The organism is Salinigranum marinum (assembly GCF_024228675.1).
Taxonomy (GTDB): domain Archaea; phylum Halobacteriota; class Halobacteria; order Halobacteriales; family Haloferacaceae; genus Salinigranum; species Salinigranum marinum.
In genome coordinates, this window is the sequence record NZ_CP100461.1 from 921,723 (window position 1) to 944,869 (window position 23,147).

At 69.3% G+C, this 23,147-nt stretch carries 16 protein-coding genes; 11 read left to right on the forward strand and 5 right to left on the reverse strand.

Features of this window, described 5'->3' with window-relative positions:
* Positions 1 to 161: 161 nt before the first annotated feature.
* Positions 162 to 662, reverse strand: a complete 501-nt coding sequence (locus NKJ07_RS04495; RefSeq protein WP_318569395.1) for a GIY-YIG nuclease family protein — start codon at positions 660 to 662, stop codon at positions 162 to 164.
* Entirely contained in the window at positions 659 to 1,087 is a 429-nt protein-coding gene (locus NKJ07_RS04500; protein WP_318569396.1) for a thiol-disulfide oxidoreductase DCC family protein, read from the reverse strand. The genes NKJ07_RS04495 and NKJ07_RS04500 overlap by 4 nt, the downstream gene beginning before the upstream one ends.
* 186 nt (positions 1,088 to 1,273) lie before the next feature.
* On the opposite strand from NKJ07_RS04500, the gene NKJ07_RS04505 reads away from it, so the two are divergent.
* Positions 1,274 to 3,592, forward strand: a complete 2,319-nt coding sequence (locus NKJ07_RS04505) for a DEAD/DEAH box helicase (RefSeq protein WP_318569397.1) — start codon at positions 1,274 to 1,276, stop codon at positions 3,590 to 3,592.
* A gap of 216 nt (positions 3,593 to 3,808) precedes the next feature.
* On the opposite strand, the gene NKJ07_RS04510 is transcribed toward NKJ07_RS04505, so the two are convergent.
* A complete protein-coding gene (locus NKJ07_RS04510) occupies positions 3,809 to 3,997 on the reverse strand; it encodes a hypothetical protein (protein WP_318569398.1) in 189 nt (62 codons plus the stop codon).
* Between NKJ07_RS04510 and NKJ07_RS04515 the strand changes: the two genes are divergently transcribed.
* From NKJ07_RS04515 to NKJ07_RS04555, 9 genes are all read left to right on the forward strand, one after another.
* On the forward strand, positions 3,992 to 4,285 hold the full coding sequence (locus tag NKJ07_RS04515) for a methyl-accepting chemotaxis protein (RefSeq protein WP_318569399.1): 294 nt from the start codon (positions 3,992 to 3,994) through the stop codon (positions 4,283 to 4,285). The genes NKJ07_RS04510 and NKJ07_RS04515 overlap by 6 nt on opposite strands.
* Before the next feature lie 103 nt (positions 4,286 to 4,388).
* Positions 4,389 to 5,552: an alpha-1 4-glucan-protein synthase gene (locus tag NKJ07_RS04520; protein ID WP_318569400.1), complete on the forward strand. Its 1,164-nt coding sequence runs from the start codon at positions 4,389 to 4,391 to the stop codon at positions 5,550 to 5,552.
* A 46-nt stretch (positions 5,553 to 5,598) separates the two neighbouring features.
* Positions 5,599 to 6,795 carry an extracellular solute-binding protein gene (locus NKJ07_RS04525; protein ID WP_318569401.1) on the forward strand — a complete coding sequence of 399 codons (1,197 nt, stop codon included), beginning with the start codon at positions 5,599 to 5,601 and terminating at the stop codon, positions 6,793 to 6,795.
* A 33-nt stretch (positions 6,796 to 6,828) separates the two neighbouring features.
* A complete protein-coding gene (locus tag NKJ07_RS04530; RefSeq protein WP_318569402.1) occupies positions 6,829 to 8,421 on the forward strand; it encodes an ABC transporter permease in 1,593 nt (530 codons plus the stop codon).
* Positions 8,411 to 9,610 carry an ABC transporter ATP-binding protein gene (locus NKJ07_RS04535; RefSeq protein WP_318569403.1) on the forward strand — a complete coding sequence of 400 codons (1,200 nt, stop codon included), beginning with the start codon at positions 8,411 to 8,413 and terminating at the stop codon, positions 9,608 to 9,610. Before NKJ07_RS04530 ends, NKJ07_RS04535 begins: the two co-directional genes overlap by 11 nt.
* A gap of 12 nt (positions 9,611 to 9,622) precedes the next feature.
* A complete protein-coding gene (locus NKJ07_RS04540; RefSeq protein WP_318569404.1) occupies positions 9,623 to 11,749 on the forward strand; it encodes an ArnT family glycosyltransferase in 2,127 nt (708 codons plus the stop codon).
* A 64-nt stretch (positions 11,750 to 11,813) separates the two neighbouring features.
* Positions 11,814 to 12,659 (forward strand): N-acyl homoserine lactonase family protein, encoded by an 846-nt coding sequence (locus tag NKJ07_RS04545; RefSeq protein WP_318569405.1) that lies wholly within the window; start codon positions 11,814 to 11,816, stop codon positions 12,657 to 12,659.
* 42 nt (positions 12,660 to 12,701) lie between these two features.
* Positions 12,702 to 12,863 (forward strand): hypothetical protein, encoded by a 162-nt coding sequence (locus tag NKJ07_RS04550; protein ID WP_318569406.1) that lies wholly within the window; start codon positions 12,702 to 12,704, stop codon positions 12,861 to 12,863.
* Between the two features lie 145 nt (positions 12,864 to 13,008).
* Entirely contained in the window at positions 13,009 to 13,458 is a 450-nt protein-coding gene (locus NKJ07_RS04555; RefSeq protein WP_318570532.1) for a GNAT family N-acetyltransferase, read from the forward strand.
* Positions 13,459 to 13,510: 52 nt separating this feature from the next.
* Here the strand turns inward: NKJ07_RS04555 and gghA are convergent, their stop codons facing one another.
* Positions 13,511 to 15,913, reverse strand: a complete 2,403-nt coding sequence (gghA, locus tag NKJ07_RS04560; RefSeq protein WP_318569407.1) for a glucosylglycerol hydrolase — start codon at positions 15,911 to 15,913, stop codon at positions 13,511 to 13,513.
* Positions 15,910 to 17,913: an alpha-amylase MalA gene (gene malA / locus NKJ07_RS04565; RefSeq protein ID WP_318569408.1), complete on the reverse strand. Its 2,004-nt coding sequence runs from the start codon at positions 17,911 to 17,913 to the stop codon at positions 15,910 to 15,912. Before malA ends, gghA begins: the two co-directional genes overlap by 4 nt.
* A gap of 265 nt (positions 17,914 to 18,178) precedes the next feature.
* Between malA and NKJ07_RS04570 the strand changes: the two genes are divergently transcribed.
* Positions 18,179 to 22,723, forward strand: coding sequence for a DUF7997 domain-containing protein (locus NKJ07_RS04570; protein WP_318569409.1), 4,545 nt, complete (start codon positions 18,179 to 18,181; stop codon positions 22,721 to 22,723).
* The last annotated feature ends 424 nt before the right edge of the window (positions 22,724 to 23,147 follow it).

A 23,147-nucleotide genomic window follows, 5' to 3' on the forward strand; every position in this document is an offset into this window, starting at 1 on the left:
GTACCGTCAAGGACAGACGCCGGGATGCCTCTGACAGGCCGGCTCACCGGAACGACCCGGCTTCCGGTGTGGGCCACTGGTCCACCAGTCGGCAACCCTACACGCGGCGTCGATGCCCACGCCGCCGCGTCGACGGGGGGAACACCCCTTTCGAGGGCTGTTCAGCGGTCGATTACTGCGGAACGAATCGTGCCGATGAGAGCCGTCAGGTCTCGTTCCGTGGCGTCTCGTGTCTCCACTGACAGGTGTGACCGACAGTCGCAGTCCGACGAGCCGAAGCCGTCGATCGGGCCGGACGGCAGTCGGCGTGCGATCGCACACTCGACGTCCCGGGAGGGCACGAGCAGGGCGGCGACGAACGACGTCTCGGGGAGTGTCGTCAACGCGTCGACGTGCCAGTGGACGGTCCCGTCGTCCTCGTCGAGGTGACGGCGGTGGCGTTCGGCACGGCCGAACCCGCCGGGACCGAAGGCGCTACCCATGTAGGCGTAGTCGCCGGCGGCTAGCTCGTGGGTGCCGAGCGCGCCGACCTCGACCGACGTTCGTCTCGCGAGTTCGAAGACGACGACGTACGTCCCGCCGACGGCCGGGTCGTCGAGGACCGAACCGAGCGCGTCGTCGGGGCCGTACCGGACGACCCCCGGCGAAGCTCGTTCGCTCACGCCTGCGCGGCCGTCCCGTCGGCCGCGGCGGCGACCAACCCGTCGAACAGCCCCGCGGCGTCCTCGGCGAGGGGGTAGATCGCGTGGTAGTCGTCGGGGTCGCGGCCGCGACCGCTCGCCACGCCCACGAGCCGCGCGATGTCGTCGTAGCGGTCGCGGACGAGCGAGCCGACGATCTCGGGTGTCCCCGCGCGCTCGGCCAGTTCCTCGGCGGCCGACCGGCCGGCGTACACCCGTTCTCGCCGTCTGTCGACGAGGACCATCGCAAAGGGCGTCTCGCCGAACTGCGCGGCCAGGAAGCGCTGTGCCTCGTCGTCGTACCACGAGAGTGACCCGATCGACCGGAGCCGACGGAGCGCGACGGCGGCGACCGAACAGTAGGGACACTCGCCGTCGTAGATGAGGACGGCGTCGTACTGTGACATGTTCGGCTTACGGACGAGACGAGCAAAACCTTGCCGGCGACGCGACGGGGGCGTGGGGACGGACCGCCGCTCGCGGGTCGTTGCGGGTACGCCGGGCGAGCGTCGACCCGTGTGTTCGACCCGAGCCGGCCGGGAGTCGGTTTCATCGACCAGAACCGTTAGGCTCTACGCCTCCCGAGAGCCCCCGTGGACGAACTCGTCGAGTGGCTGCGCGATCGGCCGTACTACCGGGGACAGCTCCGCGACCACCGCCGCGTCCCCGGTCGCGAGCCCTCCTTTTCGTCCGTCGACCTCGAACCGCGGCTGGCGTCGGCGCTCTCGAAGGGGGGGATCGACCGGCTGTACGACCACCAGGCGCGGGCCGTCGAGGCGGTCCGCGACGGAAAGAACGTCGTCCTCGCCACGCAGACCGCCTCAGGCAAGAGTCTCGCGTACACCGTGCCGGCGTTCGAGCGCGCGATGGACCACGGCGGTCGAACCCTCTATCTCGGCCCGCAGAACGCGCTCATCGCCGACCAGACGGAGACGCTGTCGGACCTCGCCCACGGGCTCGGCTTCGGCTCCCGCGTCTCGGTCGACCAGTACACGGGACGGCTCTCGAAGCGCGAGAAGCGCGACGTGCGCGACCGCCGCCCCACGGTCATCCTCTCGAACCCCGACATGGTCCACTACGCGCTGTTGCCCCACGCGGGCCGGCTGTGGGAGTGGTTCTTCTCCTCGCTGGAACTCGTGGTCGTCGACGAGGTCCACCAGTACCGCGGCGTCTTCGGCAGTCACGTCGCGCTCGTGCTCCGCCGACTGGCGCGGGCGTGCGAACGGTTCGGATCGACCCCGTCGTTCGTCTGCTGCTCGGCCACCATCGGCAACCCGGTCGAGCACGCCGCGCGGGTGACCGGCCAGCCCGAGGCGTCGTACGTCCTCGTCGACGAGGACACCTCCGGGACGGGCCCCCGCCACTGGCTGTTCTGGAACCCGCCGGAGTACGAGGACGAGGAGGGGAGCGGCCGTCGTCGCTCCTCACACGTCGAGACCAAGAACCTCCTCGTCGACCTCGTCGCCCGGGGCCACCAGACGCTCGCGTTCACCCGGGCGCGACAGACCGCCGAGCGCTACGCCACGGAGAGCGCGTCGGCCCTCAGGGAACGCGGCGAGCCCGACCTCGCCGGGAAGGTCGCGGCGTACCAGGCAGCGCTCACGCACGACCGTCGACGCGACCTCGAATCCGAGCTCCACGGCGGCGACCTCCGGGGAGTGTGGTCGACGAACGCGCTGGAGGTCGGCGTGGACGTCGGCGGACTCGACGCGGTGTTGCTCGATGGCTACCCCGGGACGCGGATGTCGACCCACCAGCGCGCCGGGCGGGCCGGGCGCGGCGACGACCCCGCGCTCGTCGTCCTCGTCGGCGGCGAGGACCAGCTCGATCAGTACCTCATGGCCGAGCCCGACGACTTCTTCGACGGCGACCCTGAGCGTGCCGTGACCGACCCCGAGAACGACTACCTCCTCGCCGATCACGTCGAAAGCGCCGCCGCGGAGGGGTGGCTGTCGCCCGCCGACGAGGAACGCTTCGGCGAGCGGTTTCCCGACGTCGTCGCCGACCTCACCGAGGCGGGCCGGCTGGAGCGCCGGACGACGCCCGACGGGATGCGGTGGATCCACGCGGGGGACGGCAGCCCCCAACACGAGATGAGCCTCCGCACCATCTCGGACCGGGAGATCGACCTGCTCGACGCGCGCTCGAACGAGGTCGTCGCCTCGCTCCCGTTCGAGGACGCCCTGCGGGACGCACACCCGGGGGCGATCTACCACCACCAGGGGACGACGTACGAGGTCGCCGACCTGGATCTCGGCCGCGACGTCGCCGAACTCCAGCGGACCTGGGCCGACTACTACACCCGGGTCCTCCACGACAAGGAGATCACCGTCGAACGGGATCACACGTCCAAGCCGCTCTCGGCGCGGCCCGACACCGACGTGGTTTTCGCCGAGGTGACGATGCGCAAGCGGATCACCGGCTTCGAGCGCCGGGACGCCCGGCGCGGGGCGACGCTGGGGCGGGAGTCGCTGGACCTCCCGGAGACGACGCTCCGGACCAAGGCGTTCTACTTCACCGTCCCGCTCGACGTCGAGGGGCGGATGCGCGACCTCGGGGGAGACCCAGAGTTCAACGGCGGCATCCACGCGGCCGAACACGGGATGATCTCGCTGTTCCCGCTCCAGTTGCTCTGTGATCGTGCGGATATCGGCGGGCTGTCGACGCCGTACCACCCACACACCGACCGGTCGACGATCTTCATCTACGACGGTCACCCCGGCGGCGTGGGGCTGACCGAGAGCGGCTACGACTCCGTCGAGGAACTGATGCGGCGGACGGCACGGCTCATCGAGGGGTGTGGCTGTCACGACGGCTGTCCGGCCTGCGTCCAGTCCCCACACTGCGGCAACGCGAACGAGCCGCTGGCGACGGAGCCGGCGGTGTTGCTCCTCGACGCGTTGACCGACTGACCCGGCCGATTGGGTTCGGGCGAGTGAGAACCCGCTGGGTGTCCGCGCCGGACGCAGCGGATCGGACGGACGCTCGAACCCCATCGGCTGGGTCCGGGTTGGCTCCTACCTCGCCCGATTTTTAGATGTGTCAGAGTCGATACCGCCGGCCGGCACAGTCCATCCGTGCGCCCATGCGGATCGGTGGTCGGTTCGAAGACGATGAGTACTGACTGTTTATTCGGGGATGAGACGGCGTCGATCGGACAGGGCGGGGCCGAAGCAGACGACGGTGCCGCAGCCCTCGAATCGTAGCAGCGGACCGGCGACGTCGTCGAGAGCATCCGCGAGGCGAACGCGGAGGTCGACGAGGGTGCCGACGCCGTCGAGGGATCCGTCGAGACGCTCGAATCCATCCGGGTGCACGCGACGGCGACCGACACCGGCCTTGAGGAGATCGCCGACGCCGTCGAAACGCAGGCGCCCGACACCGAAGAGGTGTCGTCCGTCGTCGAGGAGACGACCGCACTGGCCGAGGAAATGAGCGCGTCGGTCCAGCAGATCTCCGCCGGAATCGACGAGCAGACGCGGGCGACCGACGAGATCGCGTCGACGGCCGTCTGCCTCTCCGACCGGAGCGAGGTCCTCCACGCGGCGGTCGACCGATTCAAAGTCGCGGACGACGAGCGGGCGGCGCTCGGATCCGGGCCGTGACCGACCTGGTGCGCTCTCGGGAACGCCCGTCGGGTCTCGGCACGTCGCTCGCGCACGCGCTCGATCAATAGTTATTTTAGGGCGGCCTAAAAACTCGTGAGCCATGACCCACGACGTCTGCGTCGTCGTTCCCACCATCAGGGAGTACGAATGCGTCAGAGCCTACGTCGAGAACGCCCGTTCTCACGGCTTCGACACCGATCGCCTCTTTTTCGTCCTCGTGACCGAGGACTTCTGCGACAGCCGGGAGATGGAACGGATGCTCCGCGACCTCGGCGTGGCGGGCGAGGTGTTCGACGGTACCCGTCGTGAGGAGTGGTTCGAGGCGAACGAGATTGCCGAGTTCTCGCACCTCGTTCCGGCGGCGAGCCACGCCCAGACCAGTTTCGGCCTGCTGTACCTGTGGGCCAACGGGTTCGACTACGGGGTGTTCATCGACGACGACACGCTCCCGCACGACGAGTGGGACTTCTTCGGTCGGCACATGGAGAACCTGGCGTTCGAGGGGCCGATCGAGTCCGTCCGGTCGGACGAGCGGTGGGTGAACGTTCTCTATCAGGCGTTCGACGACCACGGCCTCTACCCGCGGGGCTACCCGTACGCCGCGATGGACGAGACGGTCGAGACCAGTCGGAGGGCAGTCGACCACGTCGTCGCCTCGCAGGGGCTGTGGACGAACGTCCCCGACCTGGACGCCGTCCGCATCCTGATGGACGGCGACCTGCAGGGCCAAGCACAGACCCGCACGTCGGTCGCGGACTTCACCGGCGACTTCGTCGTCGACCCCGGCCAGTACCTCACCGTCTGTTCGATGAACCTCGCGTTCCGCCGCGAGGTCGTCCCCGCGTTTTACCAGTTGCCGATGGACGACAACGAGTGGGACGTCGGGCGGTTCGACGACATCTGGTCGGGCGTCTTCCTCAAGCGCGCCGCCGACCTCCTCGGCCACGACGTCCTCACGGGCGACCCGCTCTGTGAACACAACAAGGCCCCGCGCCCGACGTTCGACGACTTGAACAACGAGGTGCCCGGGCTCGAACTCAACGAACACCTCTGGGAGTACGTCGACGAGGTCGGAGGGGACGCAGAGACGTACGCCGAGGCGTTCGCCGCGATGGCCGACCGGCTCGCGGAGGGCGACTTCGCCGAACTGAACAACGGTGCCTTCCTGAACCACGTCGGCGAGTACATGCGCGACTGGCTCGACTGTCTCGACGCTCTCGCCGGCCTCGACGCGGAGCCACAGCCCGTTCCGGCCGACGACTAGACCGAACCGGTAGGTATTTAGGTTTTAGGCGGGCCTAAATCAATGTATGAGCGATGATCCGCGTGGGAGGAGTCGACGACGGTTCCTCCAGGCCGCGACGGCCGCTGGCGTCACGGTAGTGGCAGGGTGTGGCGGACAGACGGGCGGAACCGAAACCGCCGGTGACGGCGGCACCGACAGCAGCGGCGGTAGCGGGGGCGGCGACAGCGCCGACGACGACGCGGCCGTCGGACAGATCGGCTCCGGCCGCTCGCCGTTCGGGGACCGGAGCCTCGCGGGAGGGATGTCGATGCGCGAGATGCCCGACCTCTCGGGCGAACTCACGCTGTACTCCGGCCGCGGCGAGGCGCTCGTCGGCGAACTGATCGGCTTCATCGAGGAACTCTACCCCGACTTCACCGTCCGCCCGCGCTACAACGCGGCGGCGGACCTCGTGAACCAGATCCAGACCGAGGGCGGTAACTCCCCCGCCGACGCATTCTTCTCTGTCAACGCCGGGGCGCTGGGCGCGCTGAAGGACGCCGGGCGCACCGTCGAACTGCCGCAAGAGGTGCTTGACATGGTCCGCGCGGAGTTCCACGACCCCGACGGCCAGTGGGTCGGCACCTCTGGCAGGGCCCGGACGATCCCGTACAACACTCAGTCCCTCTCTGCCGGCGAGGTGCCGACCGACATCTTCGCGTTCCCCGAGACCGAGGCCCTCCGCGACTCGATCGGCTGGGCACCGACGTACTCGTCGTTCCAGGCGTTCGTCACCGCGATGCGCGTGCTGAACGGCGACGACGCCACCCGGGAGTGGCTCGAAGGGATGCAGGCACTGGGCGTCCAGGAGTTCTCCGACGAGTTCCTCGTCTCGCAGGCCGTCGCCGACGGCGAGATCACCGCGGGCTTCGCGAACCACTACTACATCCAGCGGGTGCTCGCGGGGCGGCCGAACGCCCCCATCGCCACGGCCTTCACCGAGGGCGACGCCGGGGCCATCTTCAACGTCGCCGGCGCGCTCGTCCTCGATACGGCCGAGGACCGCACGCTGGCGTCGAACTTCGTCCGGCACCTCCTCTCGGCGGAGGCGCAGGACTACTTCGCGCGGACGACGTTCGAGTACCCACTCGTCCCCGGCGTCGACCCCATCGGGGAGTTGCCGAGTATCGATGAATTGAACCCACCCGGGGGGTTAGACCTGACACAGTTGTCCGACCTCGAAGGCACGGTGCGGCTGATGCGCGACGTGGGCGTCCTCTAACGGACCCCCCGACAGACGGGAGACCACACACGGATGGCGACTGACCAGGGAACCACGCAGGAGACGGCCGACGACCCGCTCCCGCTCGGCCTCACGGCCGCGGCGGTGGCGGTCGCAGTAGCCGTGCTCCTGCCCCTGGTCTGGCTCTTCCGGACGGCGCTGGGCGTCGGTGTCGCCGAGGCGATCGCGCTGCTCACGCGCCCGACCACGGTCGAGGTGTTCGTCAACAGCGCGCTGCTCGTCGCCGGGGTCACCGCCGGGTCGATCCTCTTGGGGGTGCCGCTGGCGTATCTCACCGTCCGGACGGACCTCCCATTCGCGCGGTTTTGGACTGTCGCGGTGTCGCTCCCGCTCGTCATCCCGAGCTACATCGGCGCGTTCGCGTTCGTCTCGGCGTTCGGCCCGCAGGGGGCGTTTCAACGGTTGCTCGCCCCGCTGGGCGTGGAGTCGCTGCCCGAGATCTACGGCTTCCACGGCGCGGTGCTCGTGCTCACGCTGTACACCTACCCGTACGTCTACATCACGACGCGGGCGGCGCTGAAGTCGCTCGACACGACCCTCATCGACGCCGCCCGCACGCTCAGACACTCCCGGCGGGAGGCGTTCCGCCACGTGACTCTTCCCCATATCCGTCCGGCGGTCGCGGCGGGGTCGCTTCTGGTGGCGCTGTACGCGCTGTCGGACTTCGGCACCCCTGCGATCATGCAGTTCGACGCCTTCACGCGGGTGATCTACGTGGAGTTCAACGCCTTCGGCCGCGACACCGCGACGCTCTTGTCGCTCCAACTCGTGGCGCTGACGGTGTTCATCCTCGCGCTCGAGTCGAAAGTCAGCGGGAACGAACGCACCGCGGCCGGCGGCCGGTCGGGCGACGTGGTCGCGCTCGGCGGGTGGGTCGTCCCCGCGCTCGTGCTCTGTGCTGCGGTGGCCGGCCTCGCGCTCGTCGTCCCGCTCGGCATCCTGCTCACCTGGCTCGGCGACACGAGCGCGGTGGGACAGGGGCTCGCCTTCCGCCCGGAGTACGCGCTGAACTCCGTCGGCGTCGCTGCCGCCGCGGCGCTCGTCGCGACCGTCGCCGGCCTCCCCGTGGCGTATCTGGCGGCGACGCGTGACTCGAAAATCGCCACTCTCTCCGAGCGAGCGACGTACGTCGGCTACGCCGTCCCCGGGGTCGTGTTGGGCCTCGCGCTCGTCTTCCTCGGCACCACGGTGGCGACGCCGATCTACCAGACGACGTTCCTCCTCGTGTTCGCCTACGTCGTCCGCTTTCTCCCCCAGGCCGTGGGTTCGCTCCGGGCGTCGTTCTTGCGCGTCGACCCCGCGCTCCCCGAGGCGGCCCGCACCCTGGGACGGACGCCGGTCGGCGCGTTCCGCGCGGTGACGCTCCCGCTCGTCGCGCCCGGCTTGCTCGGCGGGGCGGCGCTCGTCTTCCTGACGACGATGAAGGAACTCCCGGCGACCTTGCTGCTCAGGCCGTCGGGGTTCAAGACGCTCGTCGTCCACATCTGGACCGCCTACGCGGCCGGATACTTCGGTCAGGCCGCGGTCCCGGCGCTGATTCTCCTCGGCGTGTCGGGGCTGTCGATGCTGGTCATCCTCTCACAGGAGGGTTACGATGTCAGATAGTGTACTCTCACACGGCGACGGACGAACCGACACCGAACCGACGACGCGGGCCGAGCCGCCGGTGTTAGAGCTCGACGACGTCGCGAAACGCTACGGCGACGAGCCGGTCATCGCGGACCTGTCGCTGTCGGTCAACGAGGGAGAGATCCTCACGTTGCTCGGTCCGTCGGGCTGTGGCAAGACCACCACGCTTCGACTCATCGCCGGGCTCGACCGTCCCGACGCGGGGACGATCCGGCTCAACGGCGACCCCGTCTCCGGCGACGGCGCGTTCGTCGCGCCCGAACGGCGCGGCGTCGGCGTCGTCTTCCAGGAGTTCGCGCTCTTCCCGCACCTGACCGCCGCCGAGAACGTCGCGTTCGGGCTGAAGGAGGCTTCGACGGCCGAGACGGACGCCCGCGTGCGGGAACTGCTCGACCTCGTCGGCCTCGAAGCGCAGGCCGACTCCTACCCCGACGAGCTCTCCGGCGGGCAGCAACAGCGGGTCGCGCTCGCTCGATCGCTCGCGCCCGAACCGGAGATCCTCCTCCTCGACGAGCCATTCTCGAACCTCGACGTCGACCTCCGCGTGGCGATGCGCGAGGAGGTCCGTGACATCATCAAGGAGGCCGGCGTGACGGCCGTGTCGGTCACCCACGACCAGGAGGAGGCGATGAGCATCTCGGACAGAGTAGCCGTCGTCAACGACGGCCGAATCGAACAGATCGGCGAGCCCGAGCAGGTGTTTCAGCACCCCGAATCCCGGTTCGTCGCCGGGTTCTTGGGGTACGCCTCGTTCATCCCGGGCCACGTCGACGGCGACGTCGTCAGGACCGACCTGGGATCGGTACCGCGCGACCAGATCCACGGGCTCGCCCCCGAGTACGACGACACCGCGATCGATATCCTCGTTCGCCCCGACGACGTCCGCGCCATGCGGCCGTCGCGGGCCGACGCGAACCACGGGAACGACGTCGGCAACGCCCACGTGGTGACGAAGCGCTACCTCGGGCCGACGATCCTCTACGAGGTCGCCCTCGACGACGGGACCCGAATCCAGTGTATGCACAACCACGACGAGCAGGTGCCGCTCGACGAACGCGTCGAACTGACGCTCCAAGCGGATCACGAACTCGCGTGGTTCCCGGGCGAACAGCGCCCCGCACTCGACTCGCGCGAGGACCAACTCCGCCACGGCGCCGACGACTGAGACCGACTCGACGTGGTCCCGACTCCGACGCCGCCGCCCGACCTCCTCGACCGCCTCCGCACGCGACTCCGCGGCGTGCATCCGCTCGACGCGCTCGGCCTCGCGCTCGCGTTCGCCGCCGGCGTCGTCGTCTTTCTCGTCGCGACCGACCTCTTCGCGTACCACTCCGTCAACGACGACGAGGGCGTCTACCTCCTCCAGGCCGCGATGCTTCTCGACGGCCAGGTCGCGCTCCACCCGCCGGCGGCCATCGCCGACCTCGTCCATCCGTGGTTCTTCATCGAGGAGTCGACGCCGACGGGCCCGGTCATGTACCCCAAGTACGCGCCGGTCCCCGCCGCCGTCTTCGCCGTCGGGACCCTCGCCGGCGACGCACACCTCTCGCTCGCGGGCGTCGCCAGTCTCTCCGCGCTCTTCGTGTTCCTCCTCGGCCGGGAGGTCGCCGACCGCCCCACCGGCGTCGTCGCCGTCTGCCTCCTCGTGACGGCCCCGCTGTTTCTCCTCTCCTCGTCGGTGTTCCTCCCGTACGCGCAGACGACGATGTGGAACCTCGCGTTCGCGGTCGCGTACCTCCGCGCCGTCGGCCGTGACTCGCTCGGCTACGCGCTCGCGGCGGGCGTCGCCGTCGGCGTCGCATTCTTCGGCCGGCCGTACACCGCCGTGCTGTTCGCCGCCCCGTTCGTCGCCCACGCCTGCTGGCGGCTGTGGCGGTCGTCCCGGGGATCGCGCGAGGGCTTTGCGCGCGTCGCGAAACGGACGGCGTGCGTCGCCGGCCCCGGCCTCGCGTTCGTTGGCGTCGCGCTCGCGTACAACGCGTTCGTCACCGGCGACCCGACGACGTTCCCCTACGAGGCGTTCGCGCCGCGCGACGGTCTCGGCTTCGGCGAACGGGAGATCCTGGGCTACACCGAGCAGTACACCCCGGCGCTCGGAGTCGAGTCGTCCACCGAGGCACTCGCGCTCCTCGTCGACCAGTTCGCCCCGCTCGGGGCACTGGGTGTCGCGCTCGCGGCCGCCGGAGTCGCCGCTGCGTTCCGGTCCGCCCGCGTCGACCACGAGGCCGCCGCGGTCGTCCTCGGGGTCGTCCCCAGCGTCGTCTTCGGCAACGTCTACTTCTGGGGGACGCTCAACGGCCTCCGGAACGGCCTCATCGATCTCCTCGGCCCCTTCTACCACTTCGACCTGCTCGTGCCGCTGTCGCTGTTCGGGGCCGTCGGCGCGGTGACGCTCTGGCGACGCCTCCAGGGGCTCGCGTCCGCGCGGCTCTCCGCTCGGCGCACGCGGGTCGCTCTCGCAGTCGTGCTCGTCGTCTCCGCCCCGGTCGTCGTCGGGGCCGAGCGGGCGGCGATCGCCGAACCCTGGGCGGAGAACCGCCAGCGGACCGACAGCCTCGCGGCGACGTACGTTCCCCTCGAACGGGGCTTCGACGACGCCCTCGTCTACACGCCCGATCCGTACGGCGACTGGCAGCAGCACCCGTTCCAGTACCTCCGGAACGATCCCGGCTTCGATGGCCCGGTGCTCTACGTCCTCGACGAGGGGCCGGACGCCGACGTGCGGGCGCTCGACGCCACCGACCGGACGCCGTACCGGTTCACCTACCGCGGGGAGTGGTCGGGTGCGGTCCGCCCCGTCGAGCCCCGACTGAGCCGGCTCCGCGTGCTTGACGGCGACCGCGTCGAGGCCGTGACGACCCTCGGGACGCCGCAGGGCGCGACGCGGGCGTCGGTCCGCATCGAAACCGAGTCAGGCTTCGCCCGCTACCGGGTCGAGACGGTCGGCGACAGGGTTCGGCTCGCGTGGACCGTCACGCCCGAGGGGGCTGCGGTGACGAACCGGCCGCGGGCGGCGGGGCCGGCCGCGGTCTCGCTCCCACCCGGCGCGAGCGAAGTCGATCTCGTCGTCCGGTTCGCTACGACCGGGGGGGCCTCCGTCACGTACCGTCAGGAGGCGACCCTCGACCGCGCGAACGGATCGGTACGGGTGCTCTGGCCACCCGAGACTCGGGTCTGCCGCCTTCGGCCCGAGTGTGGCACCGAGGGAACGTGGGTCGGGCCCGACGGGTCGTACCTCGACGGCGTGTCGGTCGACACCGACGCCCGGGCGGTGAACGGCTCGGCGACGAGCGGCGATCGGTGACGGGAGCTGCACGTCCCTGGTGCACGAGAGCAAATCACATGACCGAGGGGGTCGTACGAGGGGTATGCAGATTCACCCGGTGCGGACGGGAACGGTTCGACTCAAGCGGCGGTACGTCGCCGCGCGGTGGCGACGGCGGTCGCTCCGCTCGCTCGACGTTCTCGCCGATCGACAGTGGACCGCGCCGCTGCCGGTGTACGCGTGGGTCGTCGAACACCCCGAGGGACTACTCGTGGTCGATGCGGGGGCCACGGTGGCCTGTTACGACCAGGGCCGGCGCGGGCTCTTCTCCCGGCTGTTCGCCGCGCGGTCGGAGTGGTTCGACGTCGCGCCCGAGGAGGAGATCGGTCCGCAACTGCGACGACTGGGCGTCGACCCCGACGAGGTTCGGTGGGTCGTAACGACGCATCTCTGTCCCGACCACGCCGACGGCGTCCCGTACTTCCGGAACGCCGAGGTCGTCGTCGCGCGCCGCGAGTGGGAGTCGACGGCGGAGTCGGGGCTCGACTGGCCGGCGTGGGTCCGACCCCGTCCGATCGAGTACGACGGTTCGTTCGGCCCGTTTCCCGAGAGCTACGTCCTCGCCGATGGTGTCGCCCTCGTCGCGACGCCGGGGTACACGCCCGGCCACCAATCGGTCGTCTGCCACGACGACACCTGTGCGGTGTTCCTCGCGGGCGACACGACGTTCTCGCAGGCGCAGTTGCTGGACGGTACCGTCGCCGGCGGCGTCGACGACTACGACGCGGCGGCGACGACGGTCGAGCGGATCCGCGCGTTCGCCCACGAGACGCCGACGGTCTACCTCCCCTCCCACGACCCCGAGGCACCGCGGCGACTCCGGCGCCGGGAGACGGTGCCGTTGGCACCCGCCGCCGCCGAATCCGCCGCCGAGCCCTCCCGCGTCTGACTCGACCGCAACGACTACCTCCCGCTCCCCGTATGGTGAGCCATGTCCGAGTACGTCTGCGAACACTGCGGGGCGACGGCGACGTTCGAGCGACGGTCGGTGGCCGTGTGGGAGGGCGACGTCCCCGTGGGGAACGCGCTCGTGTTGACCTGTTCGGCGTGCGGCGTGCTCCAGCGCGTGCTCGACGCGCCGACCGAGAACTGACCGCCGACGCCGCGCGGCCGAACCCGTCGGTTCCTCACGGTCCCCGTCGTACGCGAAGCCGATACCCGGACCAGCTATCCTCGCCGGCGACCGCGTCTCCCACCGGGCGATCGGAGGGGAGGACCTCGACTTCCTGCACACCCACATCAACGACCCGGTCGTCTGGCGCGGCACCGACTGGTCGCGCCCCGCCACGCCCGACGCGGACCGCGAGCTTCTCGAGTACGTGAGCCACGCGGAGGCCGCGGTTCACCTCCTCGTCGCCGCGGAGTCGGCTCCCGTCGGCGTCGTCAGCTTCGATCCGATCGACTGGCGAGCACGGATCGCCGAACTCGGCTACTGGGTCCCGCGGGACCACCAGGGCGGGGGGTACGGCACCGACGCGGTCGGGCTGTTCGTGACGTACGGCTTCGAACAGCTCGGACCGCACAAGCTCTCCGCCGCGGTGTCCACGTTCGACGACCCCTCGATCCGGCTCCTCGAACGGCTGGGGTTTGTCCGCGAGGGCACCGACCGCGACGGCGAGCGCCACGACGCCTACCGGTACGGGCTGCTCGCGCCCGAGTGGCGCGCGAGCGAAGGGGAGTACAGATGAGTGAGGAAGAGTACAGATGTACAGATGAGTGAGGAAGAGTAAACCGGGTCGGCTACGGCTCGCGCCGCCAGACGATCGCCTGAGAGTTCGCGAGTTCGACCTCTTCCCCCGCGTCCACGCCGGGTGCCGCCAGCGCGACCTCCCAGCCCTCGGTGGGGACGTCGGGCATCTCCTCCTGCAAGAGAGCGGGCGACACCGTGACCGGGACACCCTCCATGTTCGCCGCGAACAGCAACTGCTCGTCGCCGTCGGGCGAGATCCGGAAGCCGTAGTACAGCACCGTCGCCTCGGTCGGGTGACGGTAGCCGTAGTACTCGTCGCCCTCGAAGTCGACGTCGGAACGCAGCCACGGCCGCTCCTGGCGGAACTCTCTCACACGCAAGTCGAACGCCGTCCGCTCGTCGTCCTGGCTCTCGTACCAGTTGGCGAGGTTGGCGAACTCGTGGACGTCCCGCATCCACGCGTAGGCGTACTCCTCCAGATCGCTCGCGGAGAGGTCGTCGCCGAACGGCTGTTCCATCGCCGAGAGCATGCCGGCCATCACGTCGAGGTCGTAGTCGGTCGAGGTGACCGCCGCCGAGAGCGCGTTCATGAACGTCAGCAGTTCGTCGCGCTCCGTGAAGCCGAGCGCCTTGATGCGTCGGAACTGGTCGGGATCCGCGAAGTCCTCCTCGCGCACCTGCCAGTAGCAGAACTTCGACTCGTCGGAGACGACCTTGACGTTCCAGATCGAGTCCGTGTCGCGGATGAACCCCCACGGCGCGCGCATGTTGGCGTGGATGAAGTCCATCGGCACTCCCGGCGAGAAGCAGTAGAAGAACATGCTCGACGCCGGGTTGTTGTAGGCGTTGTCGAGCGTCTCGGGGTAGTCCTCCCCGAGGTAGGGGTTGACCGGCGACTGGTTGAACGCCACCGTGGGGTCGATCTGTGTCCCCCGCCGGATGGTGTCGTGGTTCGCCACCCCGGTGAGCCACTGGCTGCCGAACTCACACACCTCCTTGACGCGCCACCACTTCGTCGCCCAGAACGTGAGCAGGGCGGGCGTGTTGTGCGCGAACGTGATCGGCGACCACTGGAACGAGTGGGGGTGCCGTTCGATGAGTGAGCGGTAGGAGGACGCGAGTTCCCAGTCCTCGCGCGGCCACGGCCGGCCGTCCTCGTAGATCATCCACGGGCGATACTCCGTACCGGCGACCTCCTGGGTCACCCGATCCATCTCGGCGAGGAACGCGTCGTCGTGGACGTTCTCCTCCGTCTCGGGGTCGTAGTAGGTGAAGTCCTGCGCGCCGTCGACGCGGATGCCATCTGCGCCGTAGTCCATCCGGCGGCGCTGGAGTTCGAGCAGGACGGCACGGACCGTGGGGTGCTTGTAGTGGAGGTGCTTGCCGTACATCCCCGGCCCCTCGAAGTAGTAGTCGTTCAACAACTCGGCCCCGCGGTTGTCGGCGTGGCCGAGCGCGACGTCGAACACCACCTTGATCGGGTCGGGGAGGGTGTGGCACGCGGCGATGAAGTCGACGAGTTCGTCCGGCCGGCCCGTCTCCAGGACGGCGGGGTTGGTCGCCGAGTACGCCGAGACGACGATGTCGTACCCCCAGTTGATCATGTCGGGGCGGTCGACCGCTACGGTCAGCGAGTCGCCGTCGTCGGACTGTTCGCGCCAGTAGTCCTCGAACTCCCGGTTCTCGGTTAACGGTTCGACGGGCATCAGCTGGATGCCGTCGTAGCCCGCGAAGTTTCGCTCGGCGGGCGTCAGCTCCGCGCCCGACCCGAGCGTCTCGCCGATCGACTCGTACTGCCGGGCGAGCCCGCCGAGTGTGCCGTCTTCGGTCGCCGTCCCGGGGTGGATCTCGACCATCGCGTTCGCCGGGTCAACCCGGGGGAGCCCGTCGTGGCCGGTCGTGGAGACGCGCTCGTCGTCGGTGCCTAACTGCTGGAAGTACTCGCGGTCGGCGCGCGACTCGTCGAGCGACTCCCAGTCGTACAGTTCGGCCGGCGCGAACGCCCCGAACGGAACCGAGTACGCGAGGGGATCGGCGATCGTCTCCCAGCCGTCGTCGGTCTCGTACACCAGCCGATAGAACGCGCCGAACCGGTCGCGCGTCCCCGCGCGGACGTTCGAGACGGCGACCCAGTGGTACGCGCCGTTCCGTTCGACGGGCAGGCGGTCGCGGTGGAACTCGATCTCCTCGTCGGCACCGTAGTCGATCTCACCGACGGGGGTCAGCAGTTCGAGGGAGACGGCCTCGACGGGGACGCCCTCGTCGAGGAGTTCGGGCGTCCAGAAGCCGAACTCGCCGCGGCCGTCCACGTAGTGCGCGCCGAGGCGGGTGACGAGCTCTTTCGCGGCCTCGAAGTCGTCGTCGTAGGCGGCGACGACCGCGTCGTGCCACTCGACGAGTTCCGCCGTGGCGTCGTCGTCGCGGGTGGGTTCGGAGTACCGACCCTGGCTCATCGCTCCTCCAGCACCGCGACGCTCTCGACGGCGACCGTCCCGTCGTCGACGACGTGCTCACCGCTGACGAGGTTCGTCCCGTCGACGTCGGCGTCGACCTCGACGTACTCGGGCGCGTCACCGAAGTTGAGGACGACGACCACCGACTGCCCTTCGGCCTCGCGGCGGAAGACAGTCACCCGCTCCGAGTCGGCCTCGTAGTCGACGCGGTCGATTCCACCGCGGAAATCCAGCGCCGGCGTCTCCGAGCGCATCTCGATGAGGTGTTCGTAGTGCTCTTGGACTTCGTCGCGCGCGTGGTCCCACGCGAGCGCGTCGCGGCGGCCGCGCTGGCCGATCTCCTGCCCGCCGTACAGCATCGGCACGCCGGGGAGCGTAAAGAGCGCGCCGGCGCTGGCGAAGGCGGCCTCGTCGCCGCACTCGACGATGTAGCGCGTCTCGTCGTGGTTCTCCTGGTAGAGCATGAACGACGCGTGGTCCGGGAACCCCACTTCGGTACGCTGTTCGATGGCGTCGAGGATGGCGTCGGCCGGCTGGTGGCCGTCGCCTACTTGTCTCAGCGTGAAGTACAGCGTCGTGTCGAAGTGCATGTCGAACATCCCCTCGTGGAAGTCGGCAATGTAGGGGATGGTCTCGTCGAGGAGGAGGAAGTCGGGGTCCTGGGACTTCACGCGGTCGCGCAGCTCCTGCCAGAACGTAAAGGGGACGGCCCACGCCATGTCACAGCGGAAGCCGTCGACGATCTCGAACCACTGCTGGACGGCGTCGAGGAGATACCGGCGGACCTCCAGGGAGTGGTAGTCGAAGTTGGCGATGTACTCCCAGTCGAAGTACGTGCCCGGTTCGCCGTTCTCCTGCCACTCGTACCAGTCGTAGTACTCCGAGTCGGGGTTCTTGTACGCGTCCTTGAAGTAGGGGTGCTCGCGCGCGGAGTGGTTGAGCACGAGGTCGAACATGACCTTCATCCCGTGGTCGTGGGCGGCGTCGACGAACTCCTCGTAAGCGTCCATGTCGCCGAGGTCCTCGGCGATGTCGTAGAAGTCGACGATATTGTAGCCGTGCGGCGCGTGGTCGTTCTGGAGCACCGGAGTGAGCCAGAGGCAGTCGACGCCGAGGCCTTCGAGGTAGTCGAGGCGCTTTTCCAGCGCCGCGAACGTGTTCTCGGCCTCGTCGTCGTCGGAGGCGAAGCCGCGGACGTAGATCTCGTACAGCGTGATGTCCTTCGACCACTCCGGCGGTTCGTACAGCCGGCCGGTCTCGACCTGCTTCTGACTGCCGCCCTGGACGGCCGTTCCCCCGTCGGTGCGCGCGCCCTCGCCGAAGTCGACGGTCGTCCCCTTCACGCGGATCTCGATCGCGTCCGCGACCGAGTACTCGGCGTCGATCGAGACCGCGTGGACGCGCGTCTTCTCCTCGAAGGCGTCGACCGGCATCGTGAGGGTCCAGCCGTCGACTTCTACCGCGGCGTCGTCGACCGGCCAGCGGTCGTCGACGAGGAACTCGACCGAGAGCTCCTCGCGCGGCGTCGAACTGTTCGGGTTGGGCTGGGGGTCGGCCTCGATGACGACCGTGTCGTCCTCGACGCGGCCGTGGAGCGTGACGCGCGGGCGACCGCCGCCGACGCCTTCCTTCTCCGCGCCCCGCGCGCCGCTGCCGGAGCCGGAGACGCCCGAGGCGCCGGAGATCCCCGAGACGCCGGAGATCCCCGAGACGCCGGAAACCCCGGAGACGCCCGAGAGTCCCGACTCGCCGGACGACCCGGACCCGCGGCCGGCGGGGGCGAGTTCGCCGGGGAAGACGCGGATAGTGAGCTCCTCGACGCCGAGCGGGCCGGTGAGTTCGAGGACGAACGTCCCCGCCGCGTCGGGCGTGAAGTCGACGACGGGGTCGTCGCCGAGAGACAGTTGACTCGATACGGGCGCGCTCTTGACGCGCCAGTGGTACTCCGCGTCCGGATCGGGATCGCGCGGTGCAACTTGAACCGTCTCACCCACAGCCATGAACTGTGGCGGACCTGGGTGGTTCATAGGTGCTAGTGCTGAGAGGAGCCACTTTTCTTTTGCGAATCCTACTACTCATTTACTACTGCCGTAGTGGTGATTGGGAAAACGTTATGTGCGTACGGTCATCACCGAGACGTAGCCGACGAGCAAAGCAGCCGAGAACCGACCGTTCGGGACCACGAGCACCGCGTTCGGCCCGAACACACGGTGACACCGGCCGGATTCCGTCAACACTTATGTACTACGACCGTTCCTTCCCGCCATGAGACTGAGAACCGCACTCAACGAATACAAACGGGACCGGGGAGAGCGATTCCCCGAGGAGTCCCCCACGGCCGCTGGCGCGTTCTCCGGACACGGGGATCGCCTCGTCTACGTCGACCCCTCGGGTGCGATCCGAGACTACTCCTCTTCGCTCTCCGGACTTTACGGCATCGACCGGTCGCGTTTCGGGATCGACACCGACGACGGCACCCAGTGGTTCGACGACCTCGAACCGGTTCGGCAGCACTACTACCGCGAGACGACGCTCGTCGAGACCGAGTACGACGCCGGGGAGTACACGGTCCACCAGTACGACCTGACGCTCGGCCGTGCACACGTCACACACGTCGAACTCCGCGGGGCGATCCCGACGGACGCCCACCTGACCGCCTTCCTCACGTTCGCCCCCGAAGGCCGCGAGACGCGCGTCGGGCGGCTCATCCACGAGGAGGGCGGCCCGAACGGGACGAAGGCCGTCGAGGTCTTCCATCGAACCGAACACGACTACGTCACGGCCTCGACCGGGCTGGACGACGTCCGGGGACAGATCCCCGAGCGGTTCGACGAGATGCTCTCCGACGAGACGTTCGAGTTCCCGCGCGAGGCCGTCCTCGAACGGTACGAGGACACCCACCTCAGCGGCGACGTCGTCGTGAGCGCGCCCCTCGAACGCGAGGGCCGCGCCGCGCAGACGACGCTCGTCACCCAGCTGTCCGACCACTCGGAGGTCACCCGCGAGGACGCACTCGCGGATCTGCGTCACTGCGCGAACAACCACGCCACGGCGGACGAACTCCGTGCGGGCGCTCGCGAACGCGCCGAAGTGTACGTCCCCGAGGGGACGCCCAGAGAGGACATCTGCCGTGCGGATCTCCGCGCCCTGTCGCTTCTGACCGCGCCGACCGGCGCACACATCGCCGGCCCCGAGTTCGACCCGTTCTTCGCGCACTCGGGCGGCTACGGCTACACTTGGTTCCGCGACGAGGCCGAGGTCGGACGACATCTCCTGGAGGCCGACGGCGCGCTCGATCTAGGCGTCGGTGACCGGCTCACGACCAGTGCGCGCTTCTTCGTCGAGACGCAGTTGGACGACGGCTCGTGGCCCCACCGCTCGTGGGCCTCCGACGGCTCGGTCGCGCCCGGGTGGGCCCACGCACGCGTCGAGAAGTCCGACAAGCCGGAGTACCAGGCCGATCAGACCGCGGCCGTCCTGACGTATCTGGCGACGCTCGTCCGCACCCGCCGCGAGGAGATCGACGACGAACTCGCCGGCGAGATCCAGGGGACGCTGTCCGACGGCGTCGAGGCGCTCGACGACACGCTCGACGACTACGGGCTCCCCGAGACCTGTCAGAACCTCTGGGAGAACATGGTCGGGCAGTTCGCCCACACGACGGCGGCGTACCTGCAGGCGTACGCCGCGGTCGCCCGGGCACCGGTCCGCGACGAACTCCGCGAACACGCCGCGGCGCAGGCCGACGTGGTGTTCGAGGGGCTCGAAGAGCTGTGGAACTCCACGAGCGAGACGTACGCGCTCCGACTCCGCGGCAACGACTTCGACGACCGGCTCGACTCGGGGACGTTCGCGCTCGTCGACGCGTTCATCGAGTACGACGCGGTCGACGAGCTCTCGACGCGGCAGGTCGACCGGCTGGTCAGTCACGTCGAGCAGACGCTCGACGGGCTCTACCGCGAGTCGGGGCACGCGGACGTGAAGGGGCTCATCCGGTTCGAAGAGGACTACTGGCGCTCGGCGGAACAGCACGACGAGAAGATCTGGTCGGTCTCGACCGCCTGGGGTGCCAGCGCGGCCGCCCGCCTCGGCGCGTTCCTCACCGACCGCGACCGCGCCGAGGACGCGGAGGCGTTCTTCGACGAGGCCGAGAGCCTCTACGAGTGCATTGGGCCGGACAGCGGGCTCGTCACCCCCGCGGGCTACCTCTCCGAACAGGTGTTCGACGACGGGAGCTACGACTCGGCGACGCCGCTGGGGTGGCCCCACGCCGTCCGGCTCCAGACGACGTCGCTGCTCGCGCAGTACGACGCGCTGCCCGCGCCGAAAGCCCCGCCGTCCGGGCCCGAGGATCGCCCGCGGTGGACCACCGGCGAGAAGTACGGCGTCGGCACCGTCGCCGACCACCGCGCGGCGGACCCCTCGCGGGTCTGGTTCACGCTCACCGAGGGCTCGCTCACCGAGCTCCGGTTCCCGCGCGTCGACCTGATGAACCTCCGGACGCTCGACCTCCTGGTCGTGGACGCCGACGAGGACTCGGGGTACACCGCGAGAACGCACAACGAGACCCGCCGCGACGACCACGCTGACACGATCAACCGGCACGCGGAGATGACCGAGGACGACGCCCTGCTGTTCAGACACGTCATCACCGAGACCGGCGACGGCCGCGGCCACGAGTGGGAGCTCACGATCGAGTACGCGACCGACCCCAAACACGACGCACTCTTGGCCGACGTGCAGTTCGAGGCGGCAGACGACAACGAGTACGAACTGTACGCGGTCGCCGACAGCGCGCTCGTCAACACCGGGTCACAGGACCGGGGGATCCGCCTGGGGCAGATGGGCGGCTACCACCTCGTCGCCCGCGACGCCGAGGCGTATGACGTCGGCGAGGCCGGCGAGCCGTTGCTCATCGACGAGGACGGCGACGAGTACTCTGTCGCGATCGCGCTCACCTCCGCCGGCCGGTTCGACTGGGCGACGGTCGGCGTGGCCGGCTCGTCACACCTCGCGGACCTGTTCTCGACGGGCGAACTCCCGACGCCGCAAGAGCGTGCCGACAACGAGAACGTCGTGCTCATCGGCCGGATGGGGACGGGCGCCGAACTCGACGAGACGCTCGCGCTCGGCTTCGCCGAGAACGCAGACACCGCGGCGGCGCTCGGCGAGGCCGCGGGCGCGCTCACCCGCGGCTACGAGACGGTCCGGAGCGCGTACGTCGACTCGTGGGTCGAGTTCCTCGCCGACACGTCGACGCCGGCGTCCGTGTCGAACGACGACGACCTCCTCGCGCAGTACAAGGCCGCGCTGATGTCGCTCCGCGCCGTCGAGGACAAGACGTTCCAGGGTGCCGGACTGGCCTCGCCGTCGGTGCCGTGGGGTGAGGCAGTGGCGGCCGAGGAGTCGAAGGGGTACGGCTACAACTTCACCTGGTCGCGCGACCTCTACCAGGTGTTCACCGTCTTCGAGGCCGTCGGCGACATCGAGACGGCCATCGACAACCTCTCGTACATCTACAACTACCAGCAGGACGACCGCGGCTTCATTCCGCAGAACACCTACCTCAACGGGAGAACGAGGTGGGGCGGCGAGCAGATGGACAACATCTCCTTCCCGCAGGTGATGGCGTACATGCTCGCCGAACGCGGCGTCACGTTCGACGACGTCGACTACAGCTACGAGAACGTCAAGCGCTCCTCCGACTACGTCGCCCGTAACGGCCCGCCGACGGCTCAGGAACGCTGGGAGGAGGAGGCGGGCTACTCGCCGTCGTCGATCGCCGCGGAGATCGCGGGACTCGCCTGCGGTGCGGCGGTCGCTCTCGACGAGGGCCACACCGAGGACGCGCTCATCTGGCTCGCGCTGGCGGACGACTGGACCGACAACGTCGAGCAGTGGACCGCCACGGAGACCGGAACGGACCGCCACACCAACACCCCGTACTACGTGCGGGTGACCCGCGACGGCGACCCCGAAGCGGGCCACCTCCGAACACTGGCGAACAACGGCCCGACCCTCGACGAGCGCGAGGTCATCGACGGCGGCTTCCTCGAACTGACGAGGTTGGGGATCAAGCCGTGGGACGACGAGGTGATCACGAACACCATCGAGGAGGTCGACTCCACGATCAGGGTCGACACGCCACACGGCCCCGCGTTCTACCGGTACAACGGCGACGGCTACGGCGAGCGCGAACGCGACGAGGAGGGCGCGCCCTGGTCGGTCGAGGCCAAAGGGAAAGGGCGGCTCTGGCCCATCTTCACCGGCGAGCGCGGCGAGTACGAACTCCTCAACGAGGACCGCGAGGAGACGGCGCTCGAACCGCAGAACCTCCTCGAGACGATGCAGCAGTTCGCCAACTCCGGCCGGATGATCTCCGAGCAGGTGTGGGACCGCGAGTACTCGACGGCGTACAACTGGGAGTTCGGTGAAGGCACCGGCGCGGCGACGCCGCTGGCGTGGTCGATGGCGCAGTACGTCCGCCTCGCCCACGGCATCGACGCCGGGGAACCCATCGAGATGCCGACGTTCGTCCGCGAGCGCTACCTCGAGACGGAGCGCCCCGAGGGCCCCTCGCTCCGCGTCAACACCCGGTTCGAAGGCGACAGTCTCGTCGTCTCCGGCACGACCGACGGCGCGGTCGTCTCGATCAAGACGCCGAGCGAGACGCGGCTCGTCACGCCCGCCGACGGCGAGTTCTCCGAGAAACTCGGCATCGAGTACGGCGAGAACCAGGTCACGGTCGCCGCCGCGACCCGTGCGGACCTGACCGCCGCCGGCACGACCGTCACCCGCTTTACGCTCTGAGCGGAGCGGGTCGCCCCGGCTTCCGCACCCGCGGGATCGGGTCGCCGACAGCGTCCGACACTCTTCGACGGCTCCGTCGACTCTCCGACAGTGCTCGGCACTCACCGACAGTCGTGTCCGTGTGCCCTGCGATATCAATGCTTAAACACGTTTACAACGCTGTCCTCCCTGAGTCCATCGCGTCGCGTCCCCGACGCGCACACTCCGACGGTTCCACCATGACCCCGCTCGACTGACCCGCCCCGCGTCCGCCCGACCGGGATCCGCTCTCGTCGGTTCGTCCCGACAGGACGAGCGATCGTCAGGTGTCCTCCCGCCGCCCGACCGCCCGACCGTCCGACCAGGTCGACCCCGTCGCTTCGGCCGCCACCGTCCCCGACTCGCGAGTGACCCCTTGCCGCTCCGTTCGTCCGCGTCTCCCGGG

Bases quoted from the DNA above. Each gene is read 5' to 3' on its own strand.
- NKJ07_RS04500 (WP_318569396.1), bottom strand. From the start codon at position 1,087: ATGTCACAGTACGACGCCGTCCTCATCTACGACGGCGAGTGTCCCTAC.
- NKJ07_RS04520 (WP_318569400.1), top strand. From the start codon at position 4,389: ATGACCCACGACGTCTGCGTCGTCGTTCCCACCATCAGGGAGTACGAA.
- NKJ07_RS04525 (WP_318569401.1), top strand. From the start codon at position 5,599: ATGAGCGATGATCCGCGTGGGAGGAGTCGACGACGGTTCCTCCAGGCC.
- NKJ07_RS04530 (WP_318569402.1), top strand. From the start codon at position 6,829: ATGGCGACTGACCAGGGAACCACGCAGGAGACGGCCGACGACCCGCTC.
- NKJ07_RS04535 (WP_318569403.1), top strand. From the start codon at position 8,411: ATGTCAGATAGTGTACTCTCACACGGCGACGGACGAACCGACACCGAA.
- NKJ07_RS04545 (WP_318569405.1), top strand. From the start codon at position 11,814: ATGCAGATTCACCCGGTGCGGACGGGAACGGTTCGACTCAAGCGGCGG.
- NKJ07_RS04550 (WP_318569406.1), top strand. From the start codon at position 12,702: ATGTCCGAGTACGTCTGCGAACACTGCGGGGCGACGGCGACGTTCGAG.
- gghA (WP_318569407.1), bottom strand. From the start codon at position 15,913: ATGAGCCAGGGTCGGTACTCCGAACCCACCCGCGACGACGACGCCACG.
- malA (WP_318569408.1), bottom strand. From the start codon at position 17,913: ATGGCTGTGGGTGAGACGGTTCAAGTTGCACCGCGCGATCCCGATCCG.
- NKJ07_RS04570 (WP_318569409.1), top strand. From the start codon at position 18,179: ATGAGACTGAGAACCGCACTCAACGAATACAAACGGGACCGGGGAGAG.